Raw genomic sequence first — 25,441 nt, 5'->3', positions numbered from 1 at the left:
TGTACTGCTTCCGCCTACGACCTTACTGGGCGGCCGGGACCGGTTCGGACACGAGTTCGGGGGCGCCGCGGCCCGCGAGCCGTTCCCGCCAGTTGGCCAGCACGGTCGCGTCGGTCGGCCTGGTCGCCAGGGAGACGGCGACGTACGCGGCCAGGGAGGCGAGCAGTCCGTAGTAGACCGGCTTGTTGGCCAGGATGCCGTAGCCCGCCATCAGGCCGATCACCGCGAGTCCGCCGACGGTCACGGCGGCGAGGGCGCCCTGGACCGTGCCGCGCTTCCACAGCAGCCCGCCGAGGATCGGCACCAGGAGGCCGCCGACCAGCAGGTTGTAGGCCACGGTCAGCGCCTCGACGACGTTGTTCAGCGCGATCGCCGTGCCGATCACCGCGACGCCCATGATCAGGATGAAGACCCGGTTGCCCCGCACCTCGTCGTGGTCACCGGACCCGGCCCGGCCCCGGATCCGGGACCAGATGTCGTTGTTGGCGACGGTCGCGCAGGCGATCAGCGCGCCCGAGGAGGTCGACATCACGGCGGCGAGCGCGGCGGCCAGCACCAGTCCCCGCACTCCGACCGGGAGTTCGTCCTTGACGATGGTCGCGAACGCGTCGTCCGGGCTGCCCAGCTTCGGGTACATCACCTTGGCGGCCGTACCGATCACGGCGCCGGCCAGCGCGTACACCAGGCAGTAGGTGCCCGCGACGGTGCCGCCCCACTTCGCCGTCCGGTCGCCGCGGGCGGTGAACACGCGCTGCCAGATGTCCTGGCCGATGAGCATCCCGAACGTGTAGATCAGCACATAGGTGAAGATCGTCGACCCGCCGATGCCCAGCGGGTCGAAGTAGGACGTGGGCAGCTTCGCCTTCATCTCGGAGAAGCCGCCCGCCTTCACCACCGCGATGGGCAGCAGCAGGAGCAGGACGCCGATGGTCTTCACCACGAACTGGACCATGTCCGTCAGCGTGATGGACCACATGCCGCCGAGCGTCGAGTAGGCGACGACGATCGAGCCGCCGATGACGATCGCGAGGGTCCGGTTCATGTCGAAGAGGACGTCGAAGATGGTGGCGTAGGCGATGGTCGAGGTGACGGCCAGCATCAGGGTGTACGCCCACATCACGACGCCCGAGATGACGCCGGCCCGGCCGCCGTAGCGCAGGTCCAGCATCTCGGAGACCGTGTACACCTTCAGGCGCGCGATCCGGGCCGAGAAGAAGACCGACAGGGCCAGCAGTCCGAGGCCGATGGTGAAGACCATCCAGGCGCCGGAGAGGCCGTACCGGTAGCCGAGGCCCACGCCGCCGATGGTGGACGCGCCGCCGAGGACGATCGCGGCCATGGTGCCGGAGTACATGGCGGGCCCCAGGCGGCGGCCCGCCACGAGGAAGTCGCTCTTGGACCTGGCGCGGCGCATGCCCCACCAGCCCATGGCCAGCATGCCGGCCAGATAGAGCACGATCACTGTGTAGTCGACGGCCATGGGGACCTCCCTCGGTCGCGTACGCGCGGTCGGACGACGTGCATCGACACTAGGTGGCCGGAAAGCGACTGCGAAGTGTACGTTTCATCCATTCGAGCCCGGCCGGATGGAGGGAACGCACACCATGCCGGATCCCGCCGTCCCGCCCACGCCCGCCGTGCCGCTCGCCGCGCTGCTGGCCCGCGAGGACCTCGCCCTGCGCCGGGTCGCCGGCCCGTCCGACCCCGCCCTGGTGATCCACGCGGCCCACACCTCGGAGATGTCCGACCCCTACCCGTACCTGCTGGGCGGCGAGCTGCTGCTGACGGCCGGGGTGCACATCCCGGACGCGGCGGACCGCGGGACGTACTTCGACGACTACGTGTCCAGGATCGTGGCGGCGGGCGGTGCCGCCCTCGGCTTCGGCCTCGCTCCCGTCCACGACACGGTCCCGCCCGCCCTGGTCGCCGCCTGCGACCGCCACGGCCTCCCGCTGCTGGAGGTGCCGCCGCGGACCCCGTTCACCGCCGTCGCGCGCGCCGTCTGGCAGCTGATGGCCCGGGCCCGCCATTCCGAACTGCGCCGGGTCACCGAGGCCCAGCAGAGCCTGGCGGCCGCGGCCGCCCGTCCCGACCCGGTGCCGTCGGTGCTCCGGCAGCTGGCCCAGCGGCTCGGCGGCCGGGCCGCGCTGTACGGGCCGGAGGGAGCCGAGATCGCGTCGGCGGGCCCGGACCTCGAGGACCGGGTGCGCGGGTCCCTGGCCGAGCTCTGCGCGGTCGTCCGTCCGTCCGGCCCCGGCACCCCCGCCTCGGCGACCCACGCCACGGCGGGCACCCACCTGGCGGCCTACGCCCTCGGCACCGGCTTCGTCCTCGGGGTGGCCACCCCGGCCCGCGAACCGGGCGACCACACCATCGCCTCGGTGGCCACGGTCCTCCTCACCCTCCTCGTCGGCGAACAGCACAGCGGCTCCGGCGCGGCCCGCACCGCGGCCCTGGTACGGCTCCTGCTGGGCGGCACGGCGGAGGAGGCCGCCCCGCTGCTGGGGGAAGGCGACAGCTGGTCCGTGGTGCACGCCCGCAGGAACGACCCACGGGACCGCACCGACCGCCCGGGGGCGCGGGACCCTGCCGACATGCGGCTCCGCCGCGGGGCGCGACAAGCCCCCACCCACCCGCACCCGCCGGACCTCCTCGCCGCCACCGCACTGGGCGCCGCACTAGGCTCGCCGCTCATCGACCCCGTGGGGGAAGTCGTCCGCATCGTTGCTCCCGGAGACCGCGCACCCGCACCGCACCCCGGCTGGACCCTGGGCGTCAGCGCCCCCGTACCCGCACAGCAACTCCCGAGCGCCGACGCCCAGGCGGCCCGCGCCCTGGCCCGGGCCCGGGCGACCCGCACCCCCCTGGTCCGCCACGGCACCCGCCCCGGCCTCGACGACCTCGTCCCCCGCGAGGACGCCCGGGCCCACGCCCGCGACCTCCTCGGCCCCCTCGCGGAGCACCCCGCCCTCACCGAGACCCTGCGCGCCTGGCTCTCGCTGCACGGCAGCTGGGACCGTACGGCGGTGGCCCTGGCCGTCCACCGTAACACCGTGCGCCAGCGCATCGCCCGTTGCGCGGTCCTCCTCGGCACCGAACTCGACGACCCCGACGTACGGATGGAGCTGTGGTTCGCGCTGCGGCAGGAATGAGTGACGCGCGTCCCAGCGGGCGATACGCGGGCGAACCGCGCAGTGGCCTGCCCCACAATGGGTCCATGCCGATACCCGGGACACCCAGCCGCGCCGAGCTCGTCGAGCACCTCGTGAAGACCCGCATAGCGGGAGATGTCGCCACGCCCCGCGAGAACAACCTGCTCCACTACCGCAAGCTGGCCAACGGCGAGCGCAACTGGTGGCTCGGACTGGAACTCGGCGACCGCTGGACCGACGAGCAGGACGTGCTGGCCGTGATGGCCGAGCGGGTCGGGGTGAACGACGACCCCGAGTACCGGTACGGCCAGGACACCATCGACCCGGAGCTGACCGTGGACGGCCTGGACCGGCTGGCCGCGCGGCTGCGCAAGGCGGCCGAGGGGCGGCAGCGGGTGCTGTTCGCGACCGGGCACCCGGGCGGCCTGCTCGACGTGCACCGGGCGACGGCGGCCGCGCTGCGCGCCGCAGGCTGCGAGATCGTGGTCATCCCGGACGGGCTGCAGACGGACGAGGGCTACGTCATGCAGTTCGCCGACGTGGCGGTCCTGGAGCACGGGGCGACGCTGTGGCACACCCACTCCGGCGAGCCGATGAAGGCGATCCTGGGGGGCCTGGAGCGCGAGGGGCGCCCGCGCCCCGACCTGGTCGTCGCCGACCACGGCTGGGCGGGGTACGCGGCGCAGGCGGGCCTGGACTCCGTCGGGTACGCCGACTGCAACGACCCGGCGCTGTTCCTCGCCGAGGCGGAGGGCACCCTCCAGGTGGCCGTACCGCTCGACGACCACGTGCTCAGCCCGCGGTACTACGACCCGATGACCGCCTACCTGCTGTCGGAGGCGGGGCTGGCGTAGGCGGCGGGAAACGGGCGAGGTGCGGCCCCCGGAGCCGGGAACCGCACCTCGTGGCCTGGCCTAGACCCTGAGTTCAGTGGAGTGTTCGCGTTCGGTCGGCTCAGAACCCGAAGCCGCCGTAGCCGAAGCCGCCGTAGCCGAGTCCGCCGAAGCCGTACCCGACGGTGGGGACGACCACGACCGGGACGACCGGGACGACGCCGACCCCGCCGTAGCCGAAGCCGCCGTAGCCGCCGTAGCCACGGCAGTTGTTGAACCCGCCGAAGCGGGAGTTGCAGCCGTAGCCGCCGGTGACCACGTTCTGGTGGGAGGAGGCGGGGGCCGCCGAAGCGGTACCCGCGGCGCCGATCGCGGCCCCGCCGGCCAGCAGCAGGCCGGCGGCGGACATCGCCGCGATGCGCCTCGCGCGCTGTACTCGCATGGGAAATACCTTTCTGCCGGACATACGTCCGCTACGCGGCACGTCCGCTATGCGGCACATGCACTGTGCGGCATTTCACTCATAGAGCTTAATCCGGGACAAGTCACCCGTCACTTCGGACCCTCACTGCTCGTGATCGTCCGAGGTCACGGGCCCCGGAGTGGGATCCAGGTAGACCCGGCCGATCATCGGGACCGCGGCCCGCAGCCGCTGTTCGGCCTGTTCGCAGGCCCGCTCGACCTCGGCGGCCGTCGACACGTCCCGGAAGTCCACCTTCGCCGCGACCAGCGCCTCCTCCGGCCCCTGCACCAGGGTGGTCAGCTCCAGCACCGCCACGATGTGCTCGGACTTCAGCAGCTCCGCGCGGATCCGCTCGCGCACCGGCCTCGGCAGCGGCCGCCCGATCAGGAACTCGGCGTTCGAGCGGCCCAGCACCCAGGCGACGTACAGCAGGAGCACGCCGATCAGGAGGGAGGCGAGGCCGTCCCAGACGCCGGAGCCGGTGAGCTGCCCGCCGAGCAGGCCGCCGGCCGCGAGCACCAGCCCGACGAGGGCCGCCGAGTCCTCCATCACCACGGCCTTCACGGCGGTGTCGGGGGTGCGCCGCAGGTACAGCCGGAACGACATCCGGAACCGGGCCGCCTGCCCGTACGCCTGTCTGAGCCCGGTCCGCAGGGAGAACCCCTCGAGGACGAAGGCGACCGCGAGGACGACGTACGACACCAGGGGCCTGCCCGGCTGCTCGCCCTCGGCCAGGGTGTGGACGCCGTCGTAGAGGGAGAAGACCGCGCCGCCGACGAACGTGGCGACGGCGGCCAGCATGGCCCAGATGTACCGCTCGGGGCCGTAGCCGAACGGGTGTTCCTCGTCGGCGGGTTTCCCGCTGCGTCTGAGGGCGGTGAGGAGCAGCAGCTCGGTGACCGTGTCGGCGACCGAGTGCGCCGCCTCGGAGAGCATCGCGCTGGACCCGCTGATCACCCCGGCGACCGCCTTGGCGAGGGCGATCCCGAGGTTGGCGACGGCGGCGACGATCACGGTGACGGTGCTCTCGTCGCCGCCCCCGCCCTGGACGGCCGCGCCGCCCTGTTCGGCTTCGGACATGCCCCCAGTTCTACCGGGGGACGCGGACGACACCCTCCTGGATCACGGAAATCGCCAGTGATCCGTCCTGGGTGTAGATCCGGGCCTGGCCGAGCCCGCGGCCGCCGTGGGCGGACGGGGACTCCTGGTCGTACAGCAGCCACTCGTCGGCGCGGAAAGGCCGGTGGAACCACATGGCGTGGTCCAGCGAGGCCCCCACGACGTCCCCCACGGCCCAGCCGCCGCGGCCGTGCGCGAGCAGTACGGAGTCCAGCAGGGTCATGTCGGAGACGTACGTGGCGAGCACGACGTGCAGCAGGGGGTCGTCGTCGAGCTTGCCGTTGGTCCGGAACCAGACCTGGCTGTGCGGGTCGCGCGGCTCGCCGAACCTGCCGAACGGCGGATCCTCGACGTACCGCAGGTCGATCGCCTCGCGGGCCTCCAGGAACTTCTCCACCATGGTGGCCGGCAGGTGGCCGTAGCCGCTCATCCGCTGCACCGAGGTGGGCAGGGTCTCCGGGTCCGGCGCGGGCGGCATCGGGATCTGGTGGTCGAGGCCGTCCTCGTACACCTGGAAGGACGCCGAGAGGGTGAAGATCGGCCTGCCGTGCTGGACGGCGACCGCGCGCCGGGTGGTGAAGGAGCGGCCGTCGCGGATCCGCTCGACGGTGTAGACGATGGGCGCGCCCGGGTCACCGGGGCGCAGGAAGTACGCGTGCAGCGAGTGGGCGTGCCGGTCCGCCGGGACCGTACGCCCGGCCGCGACCAGCGCCTGGGCGGCGACCTGCCCGCCGAACACGCGCGGGACCACCGCGGACCGGGACTGGCCCCGGAAGATGTTCTCCTCGATCTGCTCCAGGTCGAGCAGATCGAGGAGATCGTTCAGTGCCTCGTTCATGGCACCTTTTCTACTGGCTGGTAATTACGTGGACCTTACAGACCCATGTTCTTCGCGATGATCGACTTCATGATCTCGCTGGTGCCACCGTAGATCCGGTTGACCCGGTTGTCCGCGTACAGGCGGGCGATCGGGTACTCGTTCATGAAGCCGTAGCCGCCGTGCAGCTGGAGGCAGCGGTCGATCACCCGGTGGGCGACCTCGGTGGTGAACAGCTTGGCGCTGGCGGCCTCGGCCGGGGTCAGCTCACCGGCGTCGAGGGCCTCCGTGGCGCGGTCGACGACGGCCTCGGCCGCGTCCACCTCGGCCTGGCAGGCGGCCAGCTCGAACTTGGTGTTCTGGAAGGCGGCGACGGGCTGGCCGAAGACCACCCGCTCCTGCACGTACTGCTTGGCGAACCGGACGGCGGCCTTGGCCTGCGCGTAGGCGCCGAAGGCGATGCCCCAGCGCTCGGAGGCGAGGTTGTGGCCGAGGTAGTAGAAGCCCTTGTTCTCCTCGCCGAGGAGGTCCTCGACCGGGACCTTGACGTCGACGAACGCCAGCTCGGCGGTGTCGGAGGTCTTCAGGCCGAGCTTGTCCAGCTTGCGGCCGACCGAGTAGCCCTCGGCCTTGGTGTCCACCACGAACAGGGAGATGCCGTGGCGGCGGTCCTCCTTGGTGGGCGCGGAGGTACGGGCGCAGACGATCATGCGGTCGGCGTGCACGCCGCCGGTGATGAAGGTCTTGGCGCCGTTGAGGACGTAGTGGGTGCCGTCCTCGGAGAGCTTGGCGGTGGTCTTCATGCCGGCGAGGTCGGAGCCGGTGCCCGGCTCGGTCATCGCGATGGCCCACATCTCCTCGCCGGAGACGAACTTCGGCAGGTACCGCTTCTTCTGCTCGTCGGTGGCGAGCAGCTTTATGTACGGCAGGCCGAGCAGGACGTGCACGCCGGAACCGCCGAAGGAGACGCCGGCACGGGCGGTCTCCTCGTACAGGACGGCCTCGAACTTGTAGGAGTCGATGCCGGCGCCGCCGTACTCCTCGTCGACGCGGATGCCGAAGACGCCCAGCTCGGCGAGCTTGTAGTAGAAGTCGCGGGGCGCCTGACCGGCCTTGAACCAGTCGTCGTACACGGGTACGACCTCGGCCTCGATGAAGGCGCGGAGGGTCTCCCGGAACGCCTCGTGATCCTCGTTGAACAACGTACGGCGCACGGCCGACACCTCCTGGCACGATTTCATGTCTAAGCGCTTGCTCAGACTTCACCGTACCGGTGGGTAGGCAGGCGGGTCCAGGGCGGGAGCCGCGAGGAGGGGGTAACGCTCATCACGCCGGACCCGGCGGGCGGAACGTGTCAGTCACCGGCCTTGCCGTAGCGGCGGAAGGCGGAGGTCTCCACCACCCAGGGACCGAACGGCACCGAGTCCCCGTAGATGTACGGGTCCTTGCGGGTGTAGCGGCCCTTGCACGGCTCGGAGTGCACCTCGATCGTGCCGGTGCGCGGGTCGACGATCATGTAATAGCCGATGCCCATGGCCGGATAGTCGTCGAGCTTCTCGTCGTATTCGGCGTAGCCGCTGTTCGGATTGGACGGCGAGACGATCTCGACGGCAGCGAGCACCTGGGTCGCGTCGACGGCCATGCCCTCCTCGTCGAGGGCCTCCTCGGGGATGACGACCGCGTCGGGGAGACGCATACGACCGAGGGCGGGGTGTTCGATCTCGGGACCGGTGGCACGGATGTAACCCGGATTAGTGATCGGGACCTGCTTGTTCAGCTGCTCGCGGATGCGGTGGGCCGTTCCCTCGTGCCGCTTCGACGGGCACATCATGGCCAGTATCGGGCCGGACGGGCCGATCTCGACGCGCCAAGCCCCTTCGAGCCGCTCGGCGTAGGCGCCGAGCGCCTCGGCGATCGCGCGCATCTTCGCGTAGTCCATGCCCATGGATTCAGCGTAGCGAGACGGTACGGCACCGGCCCGCGCCTCGGCTCAGTCGGCGTCCGCCGCCGCCTCGAACGCGCCCCGCGCCATCCGGTGCAGCAGGACCGCCGTCACCCCGCGGCCCGGCAGGGAACCGGGCCGGCCGAGGTGCGGGGTGGAGTTGAGGAGGCCGAAGACCGAGTGGACCGCGGAACGGGCCGCGGGTTCCGGGAGGGCGGGGTAGACCTCGCGGAGCACCTCCACCCACAGTTCGACGTACTGGCGCTGGAGCTGGCGCACCAGCTTGCGGTCGCTGTCACGCAGCCGGTCCAGCTCCCGGTCGTGCAGGGTGATCAGCGGGCGGTCGTCCAGGGCGAAGTCGATGTGCCCCTCGATGAGGGAGTCCAGGACCGCCGAGGGGGCACCCTCCCCGTCGGCCTCCGCCAGCCGCCGCTTCGCGCCCGTCAGCAGCTGGCCGCTGATCCCCACCAGCAGCTCCGCGAGCATCGCGTCCTTGCCCGCGAAGTGCCGGTACAGACCGGGCCCGCTGATGCCGACCGCGGCGCCTATCTCGTCCACCCCGACACCGTGGAAGCCGCGCTCGGCGAAGAGCCGGGCGGCCTCCTTGAGGATCTGCTCACGCCGGGTCGGGGCATCGGTTCTCGTGACCATGAGGCAATTCTAGACAGGGAGGTTAGCGGTCGTTAACCTGAGGACGAATGCGTTAACGCTCATTAACAAAGTGAGGGGATCGCGGGCATGGACCAGGCACCGGAGCTGACGAGCGCGGCCGACCCCGCCTCGGAGGCCTGGCGGGCCAACGAGGACGCGCACCGCGTCCTCGTCGAGGAGCTGCGCGGCAAGCTCGCCGCGGCCGCGCTGGGCGGCGGCGAGAAGGCGCGGGCCCGGCACACCGCGCGCGGCAAGCTGCTGCCCAGGGACCGGGTGGACACCCTGCTGGACCCCGGCTCGCCGTTCCTGGAGCTGGCCCCGCTGGCCGCCGACGGGATGTACGAGGGCGCGGCCCCGGCGGCCGGCGTGATCGCCGGGATCGGGCGGGTCAGCGGGCGCGAGTGCGTGATCGTCGCCAACGACGCCACGGTCAAGGGCGGCACGTACTACCCGATGACGGTGAAGAAGCACCTGCGGGCGCAGGAGGTGGCCCTCGACAACCGGCTGCCCTGCCTCTACCTGGTCGACTCCGGCGGCGCCTTCCTGCCGATGCAGGACGAGGTCTTCCCGGACCGCGACCACTTCGGGCGGATCTTCTACAACCAGGCGCGGCTGTCCGGTGCCGGGATCCCGCAGATCGCGGCCGTCCTCGGCTCCTGCACCGCCGGCGGCGCCTACGTCCCGGCGATGAGCGACGAGGCCGTCATCGTCCGCAACCAGGGCACGATCTTCCTGGGCGGCCCGCCGCTGGTGAAGGCCGCCACGGGCGAGGTCGTGACCGCCGAGGAGCTGGGCGGCGGCGAGGTGCACTCCCGGGTCTCCGGCGTCACCGACCACCTCGCCGAGGACGACGCGCACGCGCTGCGGATCGTCCGGAACATCGTCGCCACCCTCCCGGCCCGCCGCGAACTGCCCTGGACCCTCGCCCCGGCCGTCGAGCCGAAGGTCGACCCCTACGGCCTCTACGGCGCGGTCCCGGTCGACTCCCGCACCCCCTACGACGTGCGCGAGATCATCTCCCGGATCGTCGACGGCTCCCGGTTCGCCGAGTTCAAGAGCGAGTTCGGGCAGACCCTGGTCACCGGCTTCGCCCGGATCCACGGCCACCCGGTCGGGATCGTCGGCAACAACGGCATCCTGTTCTCCGAGTCCGCCCAGAAGGGCGCCCACTTCATCGAGCTGTGCGACCAGCGCGGCATCCCGCTCGTGTTCCTGCAGAACATCTCCGGCTTCATGGTGGGCCGCGACTACGAGGCGGGCGGCATCGCCAAGCACGGCGCCAAGATGGTCACGGCGGTGGCCTGCACACGCGTGCCGAAGCTGACCGTGGTGGTCGGCGGCTCGTACGGCGCGGGGAACTACTCCATGTGCGGCCGGGCGTACTCCCCCCGCTTCCTGTGGATGTGGCCCAACGCCAAGATCTCCGTGATGGGCGGCGAGCAGGCCGCGTCGGTACTGGCGACCGTCAAGCGCGACCAGCTGGAGGCGCGCGGCGAGGAGTGGCCGGCCGAGGACGAGGAGGCCTTCAAGGCCCCCGTCCGCGCGCAGTACGAGCGCCAGGGCAACGCCTACTACGCGACCGCCCGGCTCTGGGACGACGGGGTCATCGACCCCCTCGAAACCCGCCAGGTGCTGGGCCTCGCCCTGACGGCCTGTGGCAACGCGCCGCTGGGTGACCCCCAGTTCGGCGTCTTCCGGATGTGAGGAGGGGACTCGTGTTCGACACCGTACTCGTGGCCAACCGGGGCGAGATCGCCGTCCGGGTCATCCGCACACTGCGCTCGCTGGGCGTGCGCTCGGTGGCGGTGTACTCCGACGCCGACGCGGACGCGCGGCACGTCCGGGAGGCCGACACGGCGGTACGGCTCGGTCCGGCACCGGCCGGCGAGAGCTATCTGTCCGTGGAGCGGCTGCTGGCGGCCGCCGCCGTCAGCGGTGCCCAGGCGGTCCACCCCGGCTACGGCTTCCTCGCCGAGAACGCGGCCTTCGCCCGCGCCTGCGAGGAGGCCGGGCTGGTGTTCATCGGCCCGCCGGCCGACGCGATCGCGCTGATGGGCGACAAGATCCGCGCGAAGGAGACGGTGAGCGCGGCCGGGGTGCCGGTGGTGCCCGGCGGCCGTGATCCCGAACTCGCCGAGGCCGCACGCGCGCTGGGTGCCCCCGTGCTGCTCAAGCCGTCCGCCGGCGGCGGCGGCAAGGGCATGCGGCTGGTGCGGGACCTGGCTCTGCTGGACGAGGAGATCGCCGCCGCCCGCCGCGAGGCCCGCGCCTCCTTCGGCGACGACACCCTCCTCGTCGAGCGGTGGGTCGACCGCCCCCGGCACATCGAGATCCAGGTGCTGGCCGACGGCCACGGGAACGTGGTCCACCTCGGCGAGCGCGAGTGCTCGCTCCAGCGCCGGCACCAGAAGGTGATCGAGGAGGCGCCGTCGGTCCTGCTGGACGAGGCGACCCGGGCCGCGATGGGCGAGGCCGCGGTGCAGGCGGCGCGCTCCTGCGGGTACCGGGGCGCGGGGACGGTGGAGTTCATCGTGCCCGGCGGCGACCCCTCGTCGTACTACTTCATGGAGATGAACACCCGTCTCCAGGTGGAGCACCCGGTGACCGAACTCGTCACCGGAATCGACCTGGTGGAGTGGCAGCTGCGGGTGGCGGCCGGCGAGCGGCTCGGGTTCGCGCAGGAGGACGTCCGGCTGACCGGGCACGCGGTGGAGGCCCGGATCTGCGCCGAGGACCCGGCGCGCGGCTTCCTGCCCACCGGCGGCACGGTGCTGATGCTGCGCGAGCCCTCGGGGGACGGTGTCCGCACCGACTCCGGGCTCAGCGAGGGCACCGAGGTCGGCAGCCTCTACGACCCGATGCTGTCCAAGGTGATCGCGTACGGCCCGGACCGGGAGACCGCGCTCCGCAAACTGCGCGCGGCCCTCGCGGAGACGGTCACGCTGGGCGTGCAGACCAACGCCGGGTTCCTGCGCCGGCTGCTCGGCCATCCGGCCGTGGTGGCGGGCGAGTTGGACACCGGTCTGGTCGAGCGGGTGGTGGACGAGCTGGTCCGCACCGACGTACCGGACGAGGTGTACGAGGCGGCCGCGGCCGTACGGCTGGACGCGCTGCGGCCCGCCGCCGGTGCGGGCTGGACGGACCCCTTCTCGGTGCCGAGCGGCTGGCGGCTGGGCGGCACCCCCAGGCCGGTCGGTTTCCACCTGCGGGTGCAGGACCCGGTGGAGTACGTCCCGCGGGGCGCGCACTCCGTCACCGACGACCGGGTGGCGGTCACCCTGGACGGCGTCCGCCACACCTTCCTGCACACCGCCGACTGGATCGGGCGGGACGGCGACGCCTGGCAGGTCCGCGACCACGACCCGGTCGCCGCGTCCCTGAACCGGGCCGCGCACGCCGGCGCCGACTCCCTCACCGCGCCCATGCCGGGCACGGTCACGGTCGTGAAGGTGTCGGTCGGGGACGAGGTCACGGCGGGCCAGAGTCTGCTGGTGGTGGAGGCGATGAAGATGGAGCACGTCATCTCCGCCCCGCACGCCGGCACGGTCGCCGAACTCGACGTGAAGCCGGGCGCCACGGTCGCCATGGACCAGGTGCTGGCCGTCGTCAACCCGGTGGAGGAGGAGAAATGACACTGCCGCTTCCCATGGTCGTACCGGCGACCGACCTGCCCGCCCGGATCCGGATCCACGAGGTCGGCGCCCGCGACGGCCTGCAGAACGAGAAGACGGCCGTCCCGACGGCGGTGAAGGCCGAGTTCATCCACCGGCTCGCCGACGCCGGCCTGACGACGATCGAGGCGACCAGCTTCGTCCACCCGAAATGGGTGCCCCAACTGGCCGACGCGGAGGACCTGTTCCCGCTCGTCACGGACGTCGGGGCCGAACTCCCCGTCCTGGTGCCCAACCAGCGCGGCCTGGACCGCGCGCTGGCCCTCGGCGCCCGCCGGGTCGCCGTCTTCGCCAGTGCCACCGAGTCCTTCGCCAAGGCGAATCTCAACCGCACGGTGGACGAGTCGCTGGCCGTCTTCGACCCGGTCGTCCGGCAGGCGAAGGACGCCGGCGCCCACGTCCGCGGCTACGTCTCGATGTGCTTCGGCGACCCCTGGGAGGGCGCGGTACCGCTCCACCAGGTGGTCCGGGTCTGCCGGGCACTGCACGACATGGGCTGCGACGAGCTGAGCCTCGGCGACACCATCGGCGTGGCCACCCCCGGCCACGTCCTGGAACTGCTCTCCCTGCTCAACGAGGAGGGCGTGCCGACGAACGTGATCGGCGTGCACTTCCACGACACCTACGGCCAGGCGCTCGCGAACACCTACGCGGCCCTGGAACACGGCGTGACGACGGTCGACGCGTCCGCCGGCGGGCTCGGCGGCTGCCCGTACGCCAAGTCCGCCACCGGCAACCTCGCCACCGAGGACCTGGTCTGGATGCTCCAGGGCCTCGGCATCGAGACCGGAGTCGACCTCGGCAGACTCACCGCCACCAGCGTGTGGATGGCCGAACGACTGGGCCGACCCAGCCCGTCCCGCACCGTCCGCGCCCTCTCCCACCAGGAGTGACGACCATGGACCACCGCCTCTCCCCCGAACTGGACGAACTCCGCCGCACGGTGGAGGAGTTCGCCCACGACGTCGTGGCGCCGAAGATCGGCGACTTCTACGAGCGGCACGAGTTCCCCTACGAGATCGTCCGCGAGATGGGCCGCATGGGCCTGTTCGGACTGCCGTTCCCCGAGGAGTACGGCGGCATGGGCGGCGACTACCTGGCCCTCGGCATCGCCCTGGAGGAACTGGCCCGCGTCGACTCGTCGGTGGCGATCACCCTCGAGGCCGGGGTCTCGCTCGGCGCCATGCCCGTCCACCTCTTCGGCACGGACGAGCAGAAGCGGGAGTGGCTGCCCCGCCTGTGCGCCGGCGAGATCCTGGGCGCCTTCGGCCTCACCGAACCCGACGGCGGCAGCGACGCGGGCGCGACCCGTACGACGGCCCGGCTGGACGAGGAGACCGGCGAGTGGGTGATCAACGGCACCAAGTGCTTCATCACCAACTCCGGTACGGACATCACGGGCCTGGTCACCGTCACCGCGGTCACCGGCCGCAAGTCCGACGGCAAGCCGCGGATCTCGTCCATCATCGTCCCGTCGGGCACCCCCGGCTTCACGGTCGCCGCCCCCTACTCCAAGGTCGGCTGGAACGCCTCCGACACCCGCGAGCTGTCCTTCGCCGACGTCCGGGTCCCCGCCGCCAACCTGCTGGGCCAGGAGGGCCGCGGCTACGCCCAGTTCCTGCGCATTCTGGACGAGGGCCGGATCGCCATCGCGGCCCTCGCCACCGGCCTCGCGCAGGGCTGCGTGGACGAGTCGGTGAAGTACGCGAAGGAGCGCCACGCCTTCGGCAGGCCCATCGGCGCCAACCAGGCCATCCAGTTCAAGATCGCCGACATGGAGATGAAGGCCCACACGGCCCGCCTGGCCTGGCGCGACGCGGCCTCCCGGCTGGTCGCCGGTGAGCCCTTCAAGAAGGAGGCGGCCCTGGCCAAGCTGTACTCCTCCACGGTCGCCGTGGACAACGCGCGTGACGCCACCCAGGTCCACGGCGGCTACGGCTTCATGAACGAGTACCCGGTGGCCCGCATGTGGCGCGACTCCAAGATCCTGGAGATCGGCGAGGGCACGAGCGAGGTGCAGCGGATGCTGATCGCGAGGGAACTGGGCCTGGTGGGCTGATCCCACCGGTCTCCATCCCGAACGACCGAACGACCCGACGCGCCCGCCCGTGCACCGGGCGGGCGCGTCTCCGCTCTAGAGATCGGGGCGCTTGCGGGGTGCGGGACCGATGGCCAGAAGCGGCCGGTAGTGGCCCTGCGGATGGGGCTCGCCGATAAGTTGGCCTTCGGCTTCCACCCAGGCGTGGGCGGCGAAAGGCTGCGTGCGCACCCCGGTGCACCACGTCGGCCACACGCCCCGGAACCGGCACAGCAGGGCAACGGCGATGGAGCGCTGCAGGCAGTGCTGCCCGGCACAGCGCAGGCTGACCGATACCACCGCCTGGCGTGCGGCAAGTGCCTGGTCGGCGGTGGCGGGCTTGGCACCACGGCGGGTGAGTTCCAGGATCCGGCGCAACCGTGCTGGTCGGATGGTGCCCAAGGGGCGGGCGAGAGCGACGGCCAGGAGCGGTAGTGCTCGTCTGTGTGCGGGGAGCCGCTGCCGTTCCGCCAGCGCGACAGGCACGCTCACGAGGTCACCACCAGGCCCGCCGCACTCAACTGGTCGAGAATGGCACGAACGTCGTTTTCGGCGCGCTCGGACGGGATCTTGTGACGATCGGCGAGTGCGGTCGCGATGTCGTCGGGCGCGCAGCCGTCGAGCAGTTGCCGCAGCACGCCCGAGCCGGTGGCGTTGAGCTGGAAGTAGCGTCCGGTCTTCAGGTTCAACAGGACAGCGCCGTCGTCTGTCTCGGTGGTGACCACGTCAGGGTGCAGGTGCAGGTGCATCGTGTTCCCTAGGCTGTGGGGCGGGGGCAGGTGATGGTACGCAGCCAGAGTTCGCAGCCGATCAGAGCTTCCAATGCGAAGACCACGGTGAGGTCGCGCTGGGGCGCCAAGAGGCGGTTACGGAGCGTGTCGACATGGATGAGTCCACGCTCGGCCAGCGCGGAGTCGGCGAAGAGTTCCAGGATCGCGGGAAGGTTGTCGGCGAGTCCGCTGCGCAGGTCCTGACCGAACTCGCCCTTGGTGGCCCGGCCCAGGATCCTCGACGGGACTATGCCGTTCATCGCCGCGGCCAACAGCGGCTTGTAGCGCCGTGGATCGGCCTGTTCATGGATCCGAACCCGTAGGACGGCGTCGATCACCCGCTGGTCGTAGTAGGGCAGGTCCAGGTGCACGCCGGCGTCGGCGTAGATCCGCGATATCAACCGGTAGTGGGCCGCGGTGGTACGCACCGCTAGCAGAGTCTGATGCTGACCGAGGTCATCGCTCAGCGGCTGGGCCTGCCGCGCGGTGTGCCTCAGCGCCTGGCGGATCAGGTCGCGACCCGCCGGGGTGATCCATTCCGGAACCTGTACGGCGTGCAGACCCCAGCCCATCGCCGGTGCCCGTTGTGTGCGGGGGACGCCGAGGTTGTTCGCCTGGGCGTGCCACCAGTCAGCCACGGTTCCCGGCCGCAGCATGCCCGCGAGCGCCGGGCGCAGTGGCCAGCGTCTGAGTGCCCGGTGCTCGCGCAGTCGTCGGAGCGCAAGCAGGGGGCGGTGCCGCAGCAGCGGGGCCAGGTAGCCCGGAGAGGGCACGAACAATTCGTCCGCGCCATGACCCGCCAGATGCCGACGAGATCCGCGGTGAGCCAGCAGCTTTGCGTTGTGGCGCAATCGAGCAACCGCACGGGTGGTGACCAAGGGCTGTTCGGTCTCGACCGGTACGCCGTCCATGTCGAAGATCGAGGGAAGCTCGCGCTGCGTGACCACCAGATGCTCGGCGCGGTCCAGTGCCCTGATGGCCTGGCGCGCGAAATCGGCGTCGTCGTTGGCCGCATCGGCCTCGGCCCAGCGCAGTGTCAGCAACGTCGGTGCCCGGCGGGCCGCCAGAAAACACAGCGACGTCGAATCCATTCCGCCGGACAGATCAGCACTCGTACGCCCGCGGACCGGCGGACGATCCCCCACCGCCGCGGTGAGTGCCTCTCGCACGCCGGCTGCGCCGTCCCGCAGTGACAGGTGCGGCGCGGGAGGGTTCCACCACACTTTCTCGCCGACCCGGTCCCCGGTCCACATGAGAGACCGCTCCGGAGGCAGCGACGAGACTCCTGCCCACATGCTTCGCTCGTTCAGGGGAGGTGCCAGGGCAATACCGCCGACCATCCGCACAGCCAAGGACTGCTCGTCGACAGCTGCGTCGATCATCTCCGCGAGTACATCGGCCCGGTCGGACGCCACGTCGACGCCGTCGAGGCGTGCGTAGAAAATCCTGCTGAGCCCGCTGATGCTGCCCTGCGCGCGCACCTGGCCGTCCATCGACGCCATCAGGTGAGCGAAGCCCGGCATCAGTGAAGCCAGTCCGTCCACGTCGGCGATGGTCGTGACCGCCGCAGCCAACTCCGAGAGCCGCTCCTCACCGATGGGGCACTCACCGATCACCGCTACGCGCAACGGGCCCGCCGTGGCCACCGTGATCCGGTCGTCCGCCCAGGAACCCACCAACCAGGGCCGACCTGATGCGTGCGAAACCACCCGCGGTGACGCGAGCGCCGTACGCGCTCGCATCACCGCGGCAGCAGCCGTGTCCGGCAAGACCACGAACGTCGACATCATCAATCAGGTGTAGAGCCCGAAGATCGAGTCGAGATGGAAGCCGCCGAAGCCCAGCGTGTCTTCGCTGAACTCGCCGACCTCGACCAGCATCGGAGGAACGTACGGCTCGCTTGTCTGCTCTTCCACAGCGCCTCCCTGAGTGCATCAACTGACATGTGAATCATAGGAGTTGACCGCGTAGCGATCAACAGTTCCCGTCGATCACGCGATTGCACCCGGTCCGCATCCGACAGCCGCCCGGCACCGCGGCCAACGGGGCGATTCCTACTCGCCGTGTGCTCGCCCCGGCGCACCCGTCGGGTATCCGGCCTCCGCCGCGCGCCGGAACCAGTCCGCGGACTCGGCCTCCTCGCCTCGGCGCGCCAGCACGTGCGCCAGGTTCACCATGGCCGGCGGGTAGCCGTGGGCCGCCGCGCGCCGGTAGACGGCCTCGGCGCCGTCCTGGTCACCTTCCCGGTCGAGGGCGAGACCCAGGTTGAACAGCTGGAGACCGGCCCTGTGAGGGGAGAGCCAGGAAAGGTAGTCCCGTTCGGCGGCCTCCAGTCCCTCACCTCGGTAGGCCTTGAGCAGGAGGTTCGTCGCACCCCTGGTACCGACGGGGGTGGCGGCCCAGGCGAACGGCAGACCGACGACGAGCGCCAGCGCCGCGACCGTCCACGACACCCATACCGGGGTGCCGATCGCCGCACGGCTCCACCCCGTGGCGGCGTCGAGGACCAGCACCGCCGGAACCCCCGCGGAGACCACGAAGAGGGACGCCATCGCACGTCTGCTCCAGCCGTAAGCCACCCCACAAGGTGAGCACGCCGGCGGTCCGGCAGCAAGGTCCGTGCGCGACACGCGCCACCGACGCCCGGCCCCAACCCTGCACGACAAAGGGGATGTTGGGATGGGAGGGGTCGGCCCCGGGCGCGAGACCGCAAGGCCCACCTGGACAAGATCTGAGGTTAGGCTAACCTAAGCATCAACTTGTCCGGCGGTGTTTCCGCACGTCCGAAAGCAGCCACACCTATGTCCAACGTCAGAGCAGCCCACCTCACTCGCCGCGGCATCCTCGCCGCCGGTGGCGCCCTCGGCCTCGGTGCCGCGCTCGCCGCCTGCGGGGACGACGACGGGAAAAGCGGTGGTTCCTCCGACAAGGCGACGACGGGCGCCAAGTCCGGTCCCTGGTCCTTCAAGGACGACCGCGGGACCACCGTGAAGCTGGACAAGGCCCCCACGGACATCGTCGCCTTCGTCGGCGTCGCCGCCGCGCTGTACGACTACGGCGTCGAGGTCAAGGGCGTGTTCGGCCCGACGACGACCAAGGACGGCAAGGCCGACGTCCAGGCCGGCGACATGGACGTCAGCAAGCTGACCGTCCTCGGCAACACCTGGGGCCAGTTCAACGTCGAGAAGTACGCCGCCCTAGCCCCCCAGGTCCTCATCACCACGATGTTCGACGGCGCCGGCACCCTCTGGTACGTCCCGGACGAGTCCAAGGACAAGATCGCCAAGCTCGCCCCGAGCGTCGGCATCTCGGCCTACGACCGCCAGTTGACCGTTCCGCTCCAGCGCGTCTGGGCACTCGCCGAGTCGCTCGGCGCCGACATGACGGCGAGCAGGGTCACGGACGCCAAGAAGCGCTTCGAGACGGCCTCCGCCCGGCTGCGCGCCGCCGCCAAGGCGCACCCCGACATCAAGGTGCTGGCCGGTTCGGCGGCCCAGGACCTGTTCTACGTCTCCGGCACCAACCTCTCGGTGGACCTGGAGTACTTCAAGGCCCTCGGCGTGAACTTCGTCGAACCCTCGGCGTCCGTCCTGAAGAAGAGCGGCGGCTGGTACGAGGACCTGAGCTGGGAGAACGTCGACAAGTACCAGGCCGACATCATCATGATGGACGACCGTACGGCGACCATCCAGCCGGCCGACATCACCCAGGCCACCTGGAAGAAGCTCCCCGCGGTCAAGGCCGGGCAGGTCATCGCCCGCTCCCCCGAGCCGATCTTCTCCTACGACAAGTGCGTCGCGATGGTCGAGAACCTCGCCAAGGCGCTGGAGACGGCGAAGAAGGTCAGCTGACCTCGCCCGGGCAGTGTCCCGCACAACTTCCTGACTCCCAGGAGCTCATATGACGACGGCCGTAGCCGCCCCGTTCCGTTTCTTCTCCCTCCGGGTCGCGCGGACGAGGCGGCTCGGTCCGTCTCTGGTCCGGGTCACCTTCACCGGCGCGGACCTCGCGCACTTCCACTCCGAGGGACGCGACCAGTCCCTCTCGCTGTTCATCCCGGCCGAGGGGCGCACCGAGCCCGCGGTCCCCTTCGAACTGGGCGAGGGATGGTTCCAGGCCTGGCGCGAACTCCCGGACGACGTCCGGGCCGTGATGCGCTCGTACACGCTCCGGGAGCTGCGCCGCGACCCGGACGAGATCGACGTCGACTTCGTGCTGCACGGGATCGAGCCGGCGGCGGCCACCCCTGCCGGGCCCGCCTCCCGGTGGGCCTCGCGGGCCGCCGCCGGCGACCGGGTGGTGCTGATCGGCCCCGCGGTCGCCGACAACCGGGCCATCCGCTTCCGGCCGCCCGCCGACACCGACCTGGTGCTGATCTGGGGCGACGACACCGCCGTCCCCGCGGCGACCGCCGTCCTCGAGTCCCTGCCCGCCGGCACCCGGGTGCGCGCCTGGCTGGAGGTACCTGACGCCGGGGACGTCCAGGACGTGGTGACGGCGGCCGACGCGGAGATCGAGTGGATGGTGGGCGGCGGCGCCGAGGCGGCGATCCGGGGCGCCCGGCTGCCCGCCGCGGAACGTCCGTACGTCTGGATCGCCGGCGAGTCCGGGCGGGTCAAGAAACTGCGCCGGCACTTCGTCGGGGAGCGCGGGGTGGACCGGCGCCGGGTCACCTTCGTCGGCTACTGGCGGCAGGGCCTGACGGAGGAACAACTCCGGGAGGCCGGCGAGTAGTCGGAGGCCCGCGCGCCCTCCTTGGCCGGAGTGACGGCTGTCACGGGAGGGGCAGTGTTTCCTTCGCATTACTTAGGTTAGGCTAACCTAAATGGAGCGGATCGCTCCCCTCCCCCGCCCGGATCGTCCCCGGAGGACCCCCACATGCGCTCGCACCTGCTCAATGACCTGACCGCGGAGCACTACCGCCACTCCGTGACCGAAGGGGTGGAGCGGGTGGCGGCCAAACTCGCCACCACCGAGAGGCCGTTCACGGGCATCACCGCCGACGCCCTCGCCCCTCTCATCGACGGCATCGACCTCGACCGGCCGCTGCACGACACCACCGCGGTCCTGGACGAGCTGGAGGACGTCTACCTCCGGGACGCCGTCTACTTCCACCACCCGCGCTACCTCGCCCACCTCAACTGCCCCGTGGTCATCCCGGCGGTGCTCGGCGAGGCGGTGCTCTCCGCCGTCAACTCCTCCCTGGACACCTGGGACCAGTCGGCCGGCGGCACCCTCATCGAGCGGAAACTGATCGACTGGACGACCGCCCGCATCGGCCTCGGCGAGGCCGCCGACGGCGTGTTCACCTCCGGCGGCACCCAGTCCAACCTCCAGGCGCTGCTGCTGGCCCGCGAGGAGAGCAAGACCGACTCCCCCGCGAAACTGCGGATCTTCGCCTCCGAGGCCAGTCACTTCAGCGTGCAGAAGTCGGCGAAACTGCTCGGCCTCGGCCAGGACGCGGTGGTGTCCGTCCCCGTCGGCCAGGACCGGCGGATGCAGACCGTCGCCCTCGCCCGCGAACTGGGACGCTGCGTGAGCGACGGCCTGGTGCCCATGGCGGTCGTCGCCACCGCCGGCACCACCGACTTCGGCTCCATCGACCCGCTGCACGGGATCGCCGAACTGTGCGAGCGGTACGGCACCTGGATGCACGTCGACGCGGCCTACGGCTGCGGCCTGCTCGCCTCCCTGAAGCACCGGGACCGGATCGCCGGCATCGAACGCGCCGACTCGGTCACCGTCGACTACCACAAGTCCTTCTTCCAGCCGGTGAGTTCGTCAGCCCTGCTGGTCCGGGACACCGCGGCCCTGCGCCATGCCACCTACCACGCGGAGTACCTCAACCCGCGCCGGACCATCGCGGAGCGCATCCCCAACCAGGTCGACAAGTCCCTGCAGACCACCCGCCGCTTCGACGCCCTCAAGCTGTGGATGACGCTGCGCACCATGGGCGCCGACGGCATCGGGCAGCTCTTCGACGAGGTCTGCGACCTGGCCGCGGAGGGCTGGCGGCTGCTCGCCGCCGACCCGCGCTTCGACGTCGTCGTCGAACCGTCCCTGTCGACCCTCGTCTTCCGGTACATCCCGCCGGCCGTCACCGACCCGGCCGAGATCGACCGCGCCAACCTGTACGCCCGCAAGGCCCTGTTCGCCTCCGGCGACGCGGTGGTCGCGGGCACCAAGGTCGGCGCCCGCCACTACCTCAAGTTCACCCTGCTCAACCCCGAGACCACGACGGCCGACATCGCCGCCGTCCTCGCTCTGATCGCCGGCCACGCCGAGCAGTACCTGGGAGAGTCCCTTGACCGCGCGTCCTGACAACCCGTCCGCCGTGCACGACTTCGTGGGCATCGGGCTCGGGCCCTTCAACCTCGGCCTCGCCTGCCTGACCGAGCCGATCGCCGGACTGGACGGCGTCTTCCTGGAATCGAAGCCCGACTTCGAGTGGCACGCCGGCATGTTCCTGGACGGCGCCCACCTCCAGACCCCGTTCATGTCGGACCTGGTCACCCTGGCCGACCCCACCTCGCCGTACTCCTTCCTCAACTACCTGAAGGAGAAGGGCCGACTGTACTCGTTCTACATCCGCGAGAACTTCTATCCGCTGCGCGTGGAGTACGACGACTACTGCCGCTGGGCCGCGAACAGACTGACCAACGTCCGCTTCGGCACCACGGTGACCGAGGTCCGGTACGAGGACGAGCTGTACGTCGTCGGCACCGCCGCCGGTGACACCTACCGGGCCCGCCGCCTGGTCCTGGGCACCGGCACCCCGCCGTACCTCCCTGAGGCCTGCCGGGGCCTCGGCGGGGACTTCATCCACAACTCGCGCTACCTGCGGCACAAGCAGGAACTCCAGTCCAAGGAGTCGATCACGCTGGTCGGCAGCGGCCAGTCCGCAGCCGAGATCTACCTCGACCTGCTCAGCGAGATCGACGTCCACGGCTACCGCCTGAACTGGGTGACCCGCTCGCCGCGCTTCTTCCCGCTCGAATACACCAAGCTCACGCTGGAGATGACCAGCCCCGAATACGTCGACTACTTCCACGCCCTGCCCGAGGAGACCCGCTACCGGCTCACCGCCGAGCAGAAGGGCCTGTTCAAGGGGATCGACGGCGACCTGATCAACGAGATCTTCGACCTGCTGTACCGGAAGAACCTCGGCGGCCCGGTCCCCACCCGCCTGCTCACCAACTCCAGCCTGAACGCGGCCTCCTACGACAACGGCACGTACGCCCTCGGCCTCCGCCAGGAGGAGCAGGGCAAGGACTACGAGCTGGAGACGCAGGGCCTGGTCCTGGCCACCGGCTACCGGTACGCCGAGCCCGAGTTCCTCGGGCCGGTCCGCGACCGGCTGCGCTACGACGCGCACGGCAACTTCGACGTGGCCCGCAACTACGCGATCGACGTCACCGGCCGGGGCGTGTTCCTGCAGAACGCCGGTGTCCACACCCACAGCATCACCAGCCCCGACCTGGGCATGGGCCCCTACCGGAACGCGTACATCATCCGCGAGCTGCTCGACTCGGAGTACTACCCGGTGGAGAAGACGATCGCCTTCCAGGAGTTCGCCGTATGAGCACGATGACGATGCCGTTCGCCTTCCGGCCGCTGGACCCCCTGGAGGACGGTGAACTGCTGCACCGCTGGGTCACGCACCCCAAGGCCGCCTACTGGATGATGCAGGACGCCCGGCTGGAGGACGTCGAGCGCGCCTACATGGAGATCGCCGCCGACGAGCACCACCACGCGCTGCTCGGGCTGGGCGAGGACGGCCGGCCCGCCTTCCTCATGGAGTACTACGACCCCGCCCACCGCGAGCTGGTCGGGCTGTACGAGCCCGAACCGGGTGACGTCGGGATGCACTTCCTGACCCCCGCCACCGGCACGCCGGTGCACGGCTTCACCAGGGCCGTCATCACGGCCGTGGTGGCGCGGCTCTTCGAGGACCCGGCGACCCGCCGGATCGTCGTCGAGCCGGACGTGCACAACACGGCCGTGCACGCGCTGAACGAGGCCGTCGGGTTCGTGCCCGTACGCGAGATCGAGAAGCCGGAGAAAAGGGCGTTGCTGAGCTTCTGCACCCGGGAGCGGTTCGAGCGGGCGGTGGCCGCCGAATGACCCTCGCCGACGCGGTCGCCCACCTCTCCCCCGAACGCTGGGAGAAGGCCAACCGGCTCCTGATACGCAAGGCGCTCGCCGAGTTCGCCCACGAGCGCCTCATCACCCCGGAGCGGGACGGGGAGTCGTACGTCGTGCGCAGCGACGACGGGCTCACCCGCTACCGCTTCACCGCCGTCCGCCGGGCCCTGGACCACTGGCAGGTGGACGCCGACTCCGTCAGCCGGGTCCGCGACGGCGCCGAACTGCCGCTCGCCGCGCTCGACTTCTTCATCGAGCTGAAGGACTCGCTGGGCCTGAGCGACGAGATCCTGCCGGTCTACCTGGAGGAGATCTCCTCGACGCTCTCCGGTACCTGCTACAAGCTGGCCAAGCCGCAGGTCCCGGTCGCCGAGCTCGTCCGCGGCGGTTTCCAGGCGATCGAGACCGGGATGACCGAGGGCCACCCGTGCTTCGTCGCCAACAACGGCCGGCTCGGCTTCGGGGTCCACGAGTACCTGTCGTACGCCCCCGAGACCGCGAGCCCGGTCCGGCTGGTCTGGCTCGCGGCCCACACCTCGCGGGCCGCGTTCACCGCGGGCGTGGGCATCGAGTACGAGTCCTTCGTGCGCGCGGAGCTGGGCGAGAGGACCGTCGAGCGCTTCCACGGGGTGCTGCGCGACCGGGGCCTGGACCCGGCCGACTACCTCTTCATCCCGGTCCACCCCTGGCAGTGGTGGAACAAGCTGGCGGTCACCTTCGCGGCCGAGGTGGCGCGCGAGTACCTGGTGTGCCTGGGCGAGGGCGACGACGAGTACCTGGCCCAGCAGTCCATCCGCACCTTCTTCAACACCAGCCATCCGGAGAGGCACTACGTCAAGACCGCCCTGTCGGTCCTCAACATGGGCTTCATGCGCGGTCTTTCGGCCGCCTACATGGAGGCCACCCCGGCGATCAACGACTGGCTGGCGCAGCTCATCGACAGCGATCCGGTGCTCAAGTCCACCGGCCTGTCGATCATCCGGGAGCGGGCGGCGGTGGGCTACCGGCACCTGGAGTACGAGCGGGCCACCGACCGCTACTCGCCGTACCGGAAGATGCTGGCCGCGCTCTGGCGGGAGAGCCCGGTGGCGTCCCTCCGGGAGGGCGAGACGCTCGCGACGATGGCTTCCCTGGTCCACGTGGACCACGAGGGCGCCTCCTTCGCCACCGCGCTGATCGAGCGGAGCGGGCTGGCGCCGAAGGACTGGCTGCGGGCGTACCTGAAGGCCTACTTCACCCCGCTCCTGCACAGCTTCTACGCCTACGACCTGGTGTTCATGCCGCACGGCGAGAACGTCGTCCTGGTGCTGAAGGACGGTGTGGTGCAGCGGGCGGTCTACAAGGACATCGCCGAGGAGATCGCGGTCATGGACCCGCACGCGGTGCTGCCACCGGCGGTGGAGCGGGTGCGGGTCGAGGTCCCCGAGGACAAGAAGCTGCTGTCGATCTTCACGGACGTCTTCGACTGCTTCTTCCGCTTCCTCGCCTCGAACCTCGCGTCCGAGGGGGTCCTGACGGAGGACGACTTCTGGCGGACGGTCGCCGAGGTCACCCGCGAGTACCAGGAGTCGGCTCCCGGACTCGCCGACAGGTTCGCCCAGTACGACATGTTCGCGCCCGAGTTCGCGCTGTCCTGCCTCAACCGGCTCCAGCTGCGGAACAACAGGCAGATGGTGGACCTGGCGGACCCGTCGGGCGCCCTCCAGCTGGTCGGAACCCTGGAGAATCCCGTCGCGGGGTTCTGATCCGGGCCGGCGGGCTCCCCGGGTACGGTCCCCGGGGGAGCCCGCCGGTCTTCCGC

The 25,441-nt window shown here is 70.8% G+C and carries 24 protein-coding genes; 12 read left to right on the top strand and 12 right to left on the bottom strand.

From position 1 onward, the window contains the following. Positions 1–22 precede the first annotated feature (22 nt). Positions 23–1,480: a sodium:solute symporter gene (locus tag ACFY3I_RS19120; protein ID WP_390861591.1), complete on the bottom strand. Its 1,458-nt coding sequence runs from the start codon at positions 1,478–1,480 to the stop codon at positions 23–25. A 124-nt stretch (positions 1,481–1,604) separates the two neighbouring features. Here ACFY3I_RS19120 and ACFY3I_RS19115 point away from each other — a divergent pair, with 124 nt between their 5' ends. Together ACFY3I_RS19115 and ACFY3I_RS19110 are read left to right on the top strand one after the other, a co-directional pair. Continuing rightward, positions 1,605–3,152: a PucR family transcriptional regulator ligand-binding domain-containing protein gene (locus ACFY3I_RS19115; protein WP_390861590.1), complete on the top strand. Its 1,548-nt coding sequence runs from the start codon at positions 1,605–1,607 to the stop codon at positions 3,150–3,152. Between the two features lie 65 nt (positions 3,153–3,217). Then, positions 3,218–4,006, top strand: a complete 789-nt coding sequence (locus ACFY3I_RS19110) for a phosphatase (protein WP_362574226.1) — start codon at positions 3,218–3,220, stop codon at positions 4,004–4,006. A 100-nt stretch (positions 4,007–4,106) separates the two neighbouring features. Here ACFY3I_RS19110 and ACFY3I_RS19105 read toward each other — a convergent pair whose 3' ends face one another. The 6 genes from ACFY3I_RS19105 to ACFY3I_RS19080 all read right to left on the bottom strand — a co-directional run bounded on the left by ACFY3I_RS19105 (position 4,107) and on the right by ACFY3I_RS19080 (position 8,977). Beyond that, positions 4,107–4,427, bottom strand: a complete 321-nt coding sequence (locus tag ACFY3I_RS19105) for a hypothetical protein (protein WP_390861588.1) — start codon at positions 4,425–4,427, stop codon at positions 4,107–4,109. Between the two features lie 123 nt (positions 4,428–4,550). Then, positions 4,551–5,528: a cation diffusion facilitator family transporter gene (locus ACFY3I_RS19100; protein ID WP_390861587.1), complete on the bottom strand. Its 978-nt coding sequence runs from the start codon at positions 5,526–5,528 to the stop codon at positions 4,551–4,553. Positions 5,529–5,538: 10 nt separating this feature from the next. After that, a complete protein-coding gene (locus tag ACFY3I_RS19095; RefSeq protein ID WP_390861585.1) occupies positions 5,539–6,405 on the bottom strand; it encodes an acyl-CoA thioesterase in 867 nt (288 codons plus the stop codon). A 35-nt stretch (positions 6,406–6,440) separates the two neighbouring features. Continuing rightward, complete coding sequence (locus ACFY3I_RS19090; RefSeq protein WP_390861584.1) at positions 6,441–7,598, bottom strand: acyl-CoA dehydrogenase family protein; 1,158 nt, start codon at positions 7,596–7,598, stop codon at positions 6,441–6,443. A gap of 140 nt (positions 7,599–7,738) precedes the next feature. Then, on the bottom strand, positions 7,739–8,323 hold the full coding sequence (locus tag ACFY3I_RS19085) for a Uma2 family endonuclease (protein WP_390861776.1): 585 nt from the start codon (positions 8,321–8,323) through the stop codon (positions 7,739–7,741). 51 nt (positions 8,324–8,374) lie between these two features. Further along, positions 8,375–8,977 carry a TetR/AcrR family transcriptional regulator gene (locus ACFY3I_RS19080; protein WP_390861583.1) on the bottom strand — a complete coding sequence of 201 codons (603 nt, stop codon included), beginning with the start codon at positions 8,975–8,977 and terminating at the stop codon, positions 8,375–8,377. 87 nt (positions 8,978–9,064) lie between these two features. Between ACFY3I_RS19080 and ACFY3I_RS19075 the strand changes: the two genes are divergently transcribed. The 4 genes from ACFY3I_RS19075 to ACFY3I_RS19060 are packed head-to-tail and all read left to right on the top strand — an operon-like array spanning position 9,065 to position 14,707. Next, on the top strand, positions 9,065–10,681 hold the full coding sequence (locus ACFY3I_RS19075) for a carboxyl transferase domain-containing protein (protein WP_390861582.1): 1,617 nt from the start codon (positions 9,065–9,067) through the stop codon (positions 10,679–10,681). 11 nt (positions 10,682–10,692) lie between these two features. Beyond that, positions 10,693–12,609 carry an acetyl/propionyl/methylcrotonyl-CoA carboxylase subunit alpha gene (locus ACFY3I_RS19070; protein ID WP_390861580.1) on the top strand — a complete coding sequence of 639 codons (1,917 nt, stop codon included), beginning with the start codon at positions 10,693–10,695 and terminating at the stop codon, positions 12,607–12,609. After that, complete coding sequence (locus ACFY3I_RS19065) at positions 12,606–13,541, top strand: hydroxymethylglutaryl-CoA lyase (protein ID WP_390861579.1); 936 nt, start codon at positions 12,606–12,608, stop codon at positions 13,539–13,541. The genes ACFY3I_RS19070 and ACFY3I_RS19065 overlap by 4 nt, the downstream gene beginning before the upstream one ends. Positions 13,542–13,546: 5 nt before the next feature. Continuing rightward, complete coding sequence (locus tag ACFY3I_RS19060) at positions 13,547–14,707, top strand: acyl-CoA dehydrogenase family protein (protein WP_390861578.1); 1,161 nt, start codon at positions 13,547–13,549, stop codon at positions 14,705–14,707. 75 nt (positions 14,708–14,782) lie between these two features. On the opposite strand, the gene ACFY3I_RS19055 is transcribed toward ACFY3I_RS19060, so the two are convergent. The 5 genes from ACFY3I_RS19055 to ACFY3I_RS19035 form a co-directional block, all read right to left on the bottom strand. After that, positions 14,783–15,217 (bottom strand): lasso peptide biosynthesis B2 protein, encoded by a 435-nt coding sequence (locus ACFY3I_RS19055; RefSeq protein ID WP_390861577.1) that lies wholly within the window; start codon positions 15,215–15,217, stop codon positions 14,783–14,785. Next, a complete protein-coding gene (locus ACFY3I_RS19050) occupies positions 15,214–15,474 on the bottom strand; it encodes a lasso peptide biosynthesis PqqD family chaperone (protein WP_390861576.1) in 261 nt (86 codons plus the stop codon). The genes ACFY3I_RS19055 and ACFY3I_RS19050 overlap by 4 nt, the downstream gene beginning before the upstream one ends. A gap of 8 nt (positions 15,475–15,482) precedes the next feature. Beyond that, entirely contained in the window at positions 15,483–17,285 is a 1,803-nt protein-coding gene (locus tag ACFY3I_RS19045) for an asparagine synthase-related protein (protein WP_390861575.1), read from the bottom strand. Between the two features lie 3 nt (positions 17,286–17,288). After that, a complete protein-coding gene (locus tag ACFY3I_RS19040; RefSeq protein ID WP_308311036.1) occupies positions 17,289–17,411 on the bottom strand; it encodes a lasso RiPP family leader peptide-containing protein in 123 nt (40 codons plus the stop codon). A gap of 138 nt (positions 17,412–17,549) precedes the next feature. After that, positions 17,550–18,047 carry a hypothetical protein gene (locus ACFY3I_RS19035; RefSeq protein ID WP_390861574.1) on the bottom strand — a complete coding sequence of 166 codons (498 nt, stop codon included), beginning with the start codon at positions 18,045–18,047 and terminating at the stop codon, positions 17,550–17,552. Between the two features lie 249 nt (positions 18,048–18,296). Between ACFY3I_RS19035 and ACFY3I_RS19030 the strand changes: the two genes are divergently transcribed. From ACFY3I_RS19030 to ACFY3I_RS19005, 6 genes are all read left to right on the top strand, one after another. After that, the gene (locus ACFY3I_RS19030; RefSeq protein WP_390861573.1) at positions 18,297–19,346 is read left to right on the top strand and encodes an ABC transporter substrate-binding protein; all 1,050 of its coding nucleotides are present in this window, start codon (positions 18,297–18,299) and stop codon (positions 19,344–19,346) included. Positions 19,347–19,395: 49 nt separating this feature from the next. Continuing rightward, positions 19,396–20,229, top strand: coding sequence for a siderophore-interacting protein (locus tag ACFY3I_RS19025; RefSeq protein ID WP_390861572.1), 834 nt, complete (start codon positions 19,396–19,398; stop codon positions 20,227–20,229). A 144-nt stretch (positions 20,230–20,373) separates the two neighbouring features. Then, the gene (gene desA, locus ACFY3I_RS19020) at positions 20,374–21,816 is read left to right on the top strand and encodes a lysine decarboxylase DesA (RefSeq protein ID WP_390861571.1); all 1,443 of its coding nucleotides are present in this window, start codon (positions 20,374–20,376) and stop codon (positions 21,814–21,816) included. Then, the gene (locus tag ACFY3I_RS19015) at positions 21,800–23,077 is read left to right on the top strand and encodes a lysine N(6)-hydroxylase/L-ornithine N(5)-oxygenase family protein (RefSeq protein ID WP_390861570.1); all 1,278 of its coding nucleotides are present in this window, start codon (positions 21,800–21,802) and stop codon (positions 23,075–23,077) included. Before desA ends, ACFY3I_RS19015 begins: the two co-directional genes overlap by 17 nt. Continuing rightward, positions 23,074–23,619 (top strand): GNAT family N-acetyltransferase, encoded by a 546-nt coding sequence (locus ACFY3I_RS19010; protein WP_390861569.1) that lies wholly within the window; start codon positions 23,074–23,076, stop codon positions 23,617–23,619. Before ACFY3I_RS19015 ends, ACFY3I_RS19010 begins: the two co-directional genes overlap by 4 nt. Then, complete coding sequence (locus tag ACFY3I_RS19005; RefSeq protein ID WP_390861568.1) at positions 23,616–25,385, top strand: IucA/IucC family protein; 1,770 nt, start codon at positions 23,616–23,618, stop codon at positions 25,383–25,385. The genes ACFY3I_RS19010 and ACFY3I_RS19005 overlap by 4 nt, the downstream gene beginning before the upstream one ends. Positions 25,386–25,441 lie beyond the last annotated feature (56 nt).

The organism is Streptomyces sp. NPDC001068, from assembly GCF_042897315.1.
Taxonomy (GTDB): domain Bacteria; phylum Actinomycetota; class Actinomycetes; order Streptomycetales; family Streptomycetaceae; genus Streptomyces.
Note: the sequence above shows the minus strand (reverse complement) of the source record. Positions and strands in the feature narration are given on the sequence as shown.